The following is a 5,767-nucleotide window of genomic DNA, read 5'->3' as shown; positions in this document are numbered from 1 at the left end:
GGCGAGGACTGGGTGCGCGTGCTCGGGCGGGTGCTGATCGTGCCCCCGATGCGCACCCGCAAAGGCGGCGAGTACGCTGCGGTGCGCGGCTGGCGGAGCTTCGCGGCGGTGCCCGTCGGCTTCGCCCAGGTGACCGTCACGATCGACGGGACAAGCCACGAGGTCGTGGCCGACCGGGGCGGCGTCATCGACACCGTGCTGTCGGCGACGCTCGCGCCCGGGTGGCAGCCGGTGACGATGGCGGTCGAGGGCTCCGAGCCGTTCGAGACCCGGGTGTTCATCGTCGGCGCCGATGTGCGATTCGGCGTCGTGTCCGACGTCGATGACACGGTGATGGTCACCGCTCTGCCGCGGCCGCTCGTTGCGGCGTGGAACTCGTTCGTGCTGGACGAGCATGCCCGCCAGCCCGTGCCGGGCATGGCGGTGCTGCTCGAGCGGCTCGTGCGCGATCATCCGGGGGCTCCAGTCGTGTACCTGTCGACGGGAGCGTGGAACGTCGCACCCACGCTGCAGCGGTTCCTGCGTCGTCACCTGTTCCCGCCCGGCGCGCTGCTGTTGACGGACTGGGGCCCGACGCACGACCGCTGGTTCCGCAGCGGCAAGGTGCACAAGGCGGAGAACCTGCGCCGCCTCGCGCGCGAGTTCCCGCACGTGAAGTGGATGCTGATCGGCGACGACGGTCAGCACGACGACGCGCTCTACACCGCGTTCACGAGCGACGACCCCGAGCACGTCACCGCCGTTGCGATCCGGCGGCTCTCCCCCACCGAAGCTGTGCTCGCCGGCGGCCGTACGGCCGTGAACGACCACTCCGCGGCCGACGTGCCGTGGGTGACCGGCGACGACGGTGCGGGACTGCTGGATCGGCTGTCGGAGATCGGCGTCGTCGCCGCCGACAGCGGCGGTGTCGGAAGCGACGCGTAGGCTTGACCGCATGTGCGGACGCTTCGTGGTGGCACACTCCGGCACCGAGCTCGTCGGGGTGCTGCGCGTGGACCTCGTCGGCGACGACCTTCCCGGGCCCTCGTTCAACGTCGCCCCGACCGACAGCGCCGCGATCGTGCTGGACTCGGCCAAGACCGAGCCGCCGACGCGCCGGCTCGAGACGGCCCGATGGGGGCTCGTGCCGGCGTGGGCGAAGAATCCCGGCGTCGGAGCGAAGGCGTTCAACGCCCGTGCCGAAGAGGTCGAAAGCAAACCGATGTTCCGGCGGGCGCTCATCAAGCGGCGTGCGGTCATCCCGGCAACCGGTTACTACGAGTGGAAGTCCGAAGGCGGCGCGAAGACGCCCTACTTCATCCACCCCGCCGACGATGCGCCGATGTTCTTCGCTGGTCTGTACGAGTGGTGGAAGGATCCCGCGAAGGATGCCGACGATCCGGCGCGCTGGCTGCTGAGTTTCACGATCCTCACACGCGACTCGATCGGCGCGCTGGGGTCGGTGCACGACCGCATGCCGCTGTTCATCGACGGGGACTACGCCGACGTGTGGCTCGATCCCACGACCGAGAACGTCGGCGATCTGCTCGATGCCGCCGTGGACGCGGCTCCGGCGCTCGTGGATTCGCTGTCGATGCGCGAGGTCGATCGCGCCGTCGGCAACGTCCGCAACAACGGCCCCGAGCTCATCGATCCCGTCGCCTAACGCGAAAGTCTCGCATCCCCGACGCAGACTTTCTCGCCCCACGGCGCGGCAGCGCCACTGAAAAGCTGACCTGCACCCTCGCCGTCGTCAGCCGCTGGTCCCGGTGTCGAGCATGTACTTCGCGGTGAGCGCCGTGGCACGGTCGTCGTCGTCGAGTCGGGCGAGAAGCGTGCTCTTCGTCGCACCGAGGGGAAACGCGTTCAGGGCTGCGACCAGACGCCGACGCGCCGGTGGACCCGCGGTCTCCAAGGACCTCGCCACCTCGGCGACTGTCCGGTCGACAGCATCCTCCCGGGTCGCGAACTCCGCCAGAGCATCGGTCGCGTCGACGTCGTCCAGTCCGTCTCGGATGAGCCCGACCAATGCGGTGATCGAGCCCCCCTCGCCCTGCTGGGCGCGCATGATGATCGCACGACTTCGGATGCGGGCATCCTCGTGGTCGGCGGCAGCCATGATCACTCGCCGCGCGGCAGCAGTGTCGAGTTTCACGAGAGCATCGAACGCGCGACGCCGCCGATCGCCGTTCTCCGAATACAGGGCATCGGCGAGCGCGGCGACCGCTGTGTCCGGGTTCCGGGCGATGGCCCACTGCAGCGCGCCGGCCGCATCCTCGCTCTGCTCGCGGAGCATCGCATCGACGAGCACCGGGACATCGCCCTGAGCCGGGGTGTCGATCGTCAGCGCCAGCCGCTGGCGATTCGATGGGGTCGCCGCCTCGAGGCCCCGGATCAGGCTGATGCTCCGGAGGACGTCACTCCAGGTTCGCGGGCCAGTCGCCTTCACCTCCTCGAGCCGCTGCACGAGGTCCTGCGCCTGAGCGATCTGTCGATGAGTGCGCTCGATCACCTTCTCGACGACCGAGCCGGGATCGAATTCCCGATCGTCGATCACCTCGGCGATCTGCGCGAGGCTGAGGCCGAGTGTACGCAAGCCTTCGACATGGAACAGCCGGCGCACGTCATCCTCGGAGTACTCGCGGTACCCACCCGAGGTCCGCTCCGAGGGGGTTACCAAGCCGATCCGGTCGTAGTGGCGCAGCATTCGAGCACTGATACCCGAATGCTGCGCCACCTCCCCGATGAGCACGGCTGCTACTCGGTCACTGCCGGCGCTGCGCGTAGCGCGACCACTCGCTTCGCCTCGGCAATCGCGGCGTCGAACCCCTCGTCAGCGTCGGCCATGATCGCGAGCGTCGCCACGGCGTGGGTGCTCACCGCGGGATCTTCACTGTGAGCCTCGGTCTCAACGACCGGTTCGGCAGCATGCCCGAGCGCCGCGAGCGCCCGACTGAGGCTCAGCTGCGTCTCGCGGTCTCCCCGCCCGAGTTGGGCTGCCAGTTTCCTCGCCAGCTCCGCCTCGTGGCCGACCGGGACGAGTCCCACGGCCGTCCGCCAGGCAGCACGAGCCACCTCGACATCGTCGTCGTGGAGCAGGTCGCCGGTGATCGCCGACCACGTATCCGGCTCGCCGATCTTCGACAGCGTGTGCAGTGCTTGACTGCGTGACTGAGCAGACTCGGAACGGAGCTCGGGCAACACGGCATCCACAGTCGAGGCTCGATCGTGTCGTGTCAGCGCCCAGGTGAGCATGTCTCGCACGAAGAAGTCGGGCTCCACACCGCACCGCGCGACGAGCACATCGATGTACGCCGGCTGAGGATCCGTCCCGGCCGTCAGCGCGGCCTGCAAGCGCGCGGACGCGTCGCCGCTCCAGAGCACGCTCCTCAGCCGGGATCCTGGCGTGCCTGCTCTCTCTTCGTTCATCTCGCTACCTCCGCAAGCCATTCCACAGCTTGTCACGGTGACAAGGTCAAGCGACGGTGAACAAGTCCCGCTCCTTCGCGAGCATCGCCATGAGTTCGGCGATGCGCTTGTCATCCCACGTGACGTCGGGGTCGTTCTCGAAGAAGTGCGTGAACACGGCGGAGACGCCGAGGAGGAAGATGCTCTCGCTGGGCTCGGGTTCGGCCACGCGACTTCGTAACACGAGCCCGCGCACGAGTGCGATCACGAGATCGGCGACCTCTTCGAGTGACGCGTCCGATCCCGCGCGCAGACGGACACCCAGGAACCGCATCAAGACGTCATAGTTGCGAGCCAATCGGTCACGGTATCGCGACTCCGAGAGAGCCACACCTTCGCGTGCCGCGGCTTGGGCGCCGCCTGCGGGGAGATTCATCACGAGAGCCGTCAGCCCGAAGTAGCTGCGCCAGCTCGCGGTTTGCGAGGACATGTAGGCGAAGTCGGGGATGGATGCCTGGGGCAGCAGATCGGTGACGACCCGCATCCGGCTGTCCTGGTCTCGAAGTTCGCCCGTGCGCGGCAACAGCAGTTCTTTGATTTGAGCCGTGACCTCTTCGCCACGAATGTTCTCAACCGGAATCGCGTCTTTCGCCAGCTCCACGATGAGGTCGCCGATGAACTGCTCGCGTTGCGGCCACAATCGGTAGAACCCGGTCCGGGAGACCCCCGCTTCGCGGATCACGTCCTCCATGCTGAGAGAGTCGAGCCCGAGTTTGCCAGCCGCGCCGCACAGGCGGGAGCCAGGGCGGCGGGTTCAGATCGAGCTTGCTGGTGAGCCGTCCGGCGCCTCCGTAGTCGTGGTCGTAGGTCAGCGACCACTTGCCGCGCCGCTCTGTGATTCCGTATCGGAAAGGGCCGATCGTGAGAGCGTCGATCGCGGCGATCAGGGCCGTGAGCGCGTCATCGGGGTCGGCGCCGATGGTCACGAAGTCGAAGTCGAGGTCGAGGGAGAACCGGCCGGCGGTGCCTGCGTAGAGCTTGCGCAGCGACGTGCCGCCTTTGAACGCGAGCGCCTCGAGGATCCCGGTTCCGTGGAGGTGGCGCAAGAGGAGATCCTGGGCAATGTCAACAATCGCGGCATCGCGGCCCTGAGCCCCGGCACCCGGCGGGGTGTGGCGGGCGATGTGCCCGACGGTGAGGCGGATCTCGCTCATGTCGCTGGGGTGAGGGTGCGGGGGTCGAAGGGCAGCAGAGTGTCGGCGATCTGCCAGGCCGCGTCGTGACGGCGCAGCTTCCCGCGCGGCCCGAACCAGGTCTTGCCGCCCACAGGGCCCGCGCTCAGAAGCGCGTCGGCGAGATCGGGCCTGAGTCCCTGCAGCAAGTAGCCGGTTCGCGCGCGTACAGACACCGGCCGGCGGGCAAGCTCGCGCTCGAGCGGATCGAGGGCGAGGAGCTGGGTCATCTCGGGGAACCACTCCAGGGCACTCGCCCAGGAGCGCACCGCAGACGGCCGAGCGGCCATGTGCACGATGACACTTTCCACGGCGAGCACGGGCACTGCCCGAAGGGTCTGACAGTCCAGGCGGGGATCGAACACGGTTCCGGCCAGCACAGCGGGCAGCTGACGGACAAGGTCGCTCGTAGCGGCAGCGACCTCCAGGCGCGCTGGGGCACGATCAGCGAGGCCGTGCGCCCACGCGGCAGCCTGGAAAGTGAGCGCGCAACGCGCGTCAGGACGCCCGGCGAGAAAGGCACGCAACGGCGTGACAGGGTCGTTGCGCGAATACGCACCCGCGACAGCAGCAGGCGCAAACTCCCACACTCCACGACGACCGGTCGGAAGCAACCAGCCACGCTCACGCAACCGCGCGGCAACGACCTTGACCGGAGTCTGCACGCCCTGCTGCGCAACGAGCCGGGCCAGGTGTGCGCTCGTGACGAGCGTGGGCTGCTCCAACTCCAGCTCCTCCAGGATGCCGCCCATCGAGGGCGGAATCGTCCGTGTCATGACATACGCCTTGTATCAGAATCAGTAACCTTTCCCCCTAGCGTGACACCACCTGAATGACGTGTCAAGGATGGGACGAAGTAACAGAATCAGTAACCTTCCCTGCACTGTGACACCGACACGGGATCCGCGTCCGCGGTGAGGTCGTCGAACCCGACTTGGCTCACGTTGAGGGGGTTTTGAGGGCTAGGGGTGCGCTGATCTGGGGTTTCTTCTCATGGTTGGTGTGTTTTGGGGCACTAGCGTGGGGGTGTGTCCCCGTATCTGCGTACTGTGAGGACCTCGTCCGGGGCGATCGCGGTGCAGATCGTGGAGAAGAACCACGGGACCCGGCGTATCGTCGAGCATCTCGGTTCCGCTCACACGCCGGAA

7 protein-coding genes are annotated in these 5,767 nt (G+C 67.7%); 2 read left to right on the top strand and 5 right to left on the bottom strand.

Features of this window, described 5'->3' with window-relative positions; all coding sequences use genetic code 11:
* Together WBP48_RS10470 and WBP48_RS10465 are read left to right on the top strand one after the other, a co-directional pair.
* Nucleotides 1-924 (top strand): App1 family protein (locus WBP48_RS10470; RefSeq protein ID WP_424439996.1); only part of this gene is annotated, 924 nt, incomplete at its 5' end.
* A gap of 10 nt (nt 925-934) precedes the next feature.
* Nucleotides 935-1,645: an SOS response-associated peptidase gene (locus WBP48_RS10465; RefSeq protein WP_424439993.1), complete on the top strand. Its 711-nt coding sequence runs from the start codon at nt 935-937 to the stop codon at nt 1,643-1,645.
* An 87-nt stretch (nt 1,646-1,732) separates the two neighbouring features.
* Here WBP48_RS10465 and WBP48_RS10460 read toward each other — a convergent pair whose 3' ends face one another.
* The 5 genes from WBP48_RS10460 to WBP48_RS10440 are packed head-to-tail and all read right to left on the bottom strand — an operon-like array spanning nt 1,733 to nt 5,395.
* The gene (locus WBP48_RS10460; protein WP_424440002.1) at nt 1,733-2,716 is read right to left on the bottom strand and encodes a MerR family transcriptional regulator; all 984 of its coding nucleotides are present in this window, start codon (nt 2,714-2,716) and stop codon (nt 1,733-1,735) included.
* Between the two features lie 20 nt (nt 2,717-2,736).
* Entirely contained in the window at nt 2,737-3,408 is a 672-nt protein-coding gene (locus WBP48_RS10455) for a HEAT repeat domain-containing protein (protein ID WP_424439990.1), read from the bottom strand.
* A gap of 46 nt (nt 3,409-3,454) precedes the next feature.
* Nucleotides 3,455-4,129: a hypothetical protein gene (locus tag WBP48_RS10450; protein ID WP_424439999.1), complete on the bottom strand. Its 675-nt coding sequence runs from the start codon at nt 4,127-4,129 to the stop codon at nt 3,455-3,457.
* Entirely contained in the window at nt 4,017-4,601 is a 585-nt protein-coding gene (locus WBP48_RS10445; protein WP_424439987.1) for a nucleotidyl transferase AbiEii/AbiGii toxin family protein, read from the bottom strand. The genes WBP48_RS10450 and WBP48_RS10445 overlap by 113 nt, the downstream gene beginning before the upstream one ends.
* Nucleotides 4,598-5,395 carry a type IV toxin-antitoxin system AbiEi family antitoxin gene (locus tag WBP48_RS10440; protein WP_424439984.1) on the bottom strand — a complete coding sequence of 266 codons (798 nt, stop codon included), beginning with the start codon at nt 5,393-5,395 and terminating at the stop codon, nt 4,598-4,600. Before WBP48_RS10440 ends, WBP48_RS10445 begins: the two co-directional genes overlap by 4 nt.
* Nucleotides 5,396-5,767: the final 372 nt, after the last annotated feature.

This window comes from Microbacterium sp., assembly GCF_049661145.1.
Lineage (GTDB): Bacteria > Actinomycetota > Actinomycetes > Actinomycetales > Microbacteriaceae > Microbacterium.
The sequence above is the reverse complement of the archived record's forward strand: the minus strand, read 5'-3'. Positions and strand labels throughout refer to the sequence as shown.

Bases quoted from the DNA above. Each gene is read 5' to 3' on its own strand.
- WBP48_RS10465 (WP_424439993.1), top strand. From the start codon at position 935: ATGTGCGGACGCTTCGTGGTGGCACACTCCGGCACCGAGCTCGTCGGG.
- WBP48_RS10455 (WP_424439990.1), bottom strand. From the start codon at position 3,408: ATGAACGAAGAGAGAGCAGGCACGCCAGGATCCCGGCTGAGGAGCGTG.
- WBP48_RS10445 (WP_424439987.1), bottom strand. From the start codon at position 4,601: ATGAGCGAGATCCGCCTCACCGTCGGGCACATCGCCCGCCACACCCCG.
- WBP48_RS10440 (WP_424439984.1), bottom strand. From the start codon at position 5,395: ATGACACGGACGATTCCGCCCTCGATGGGCGGCATCCTGGAGGAGCTG.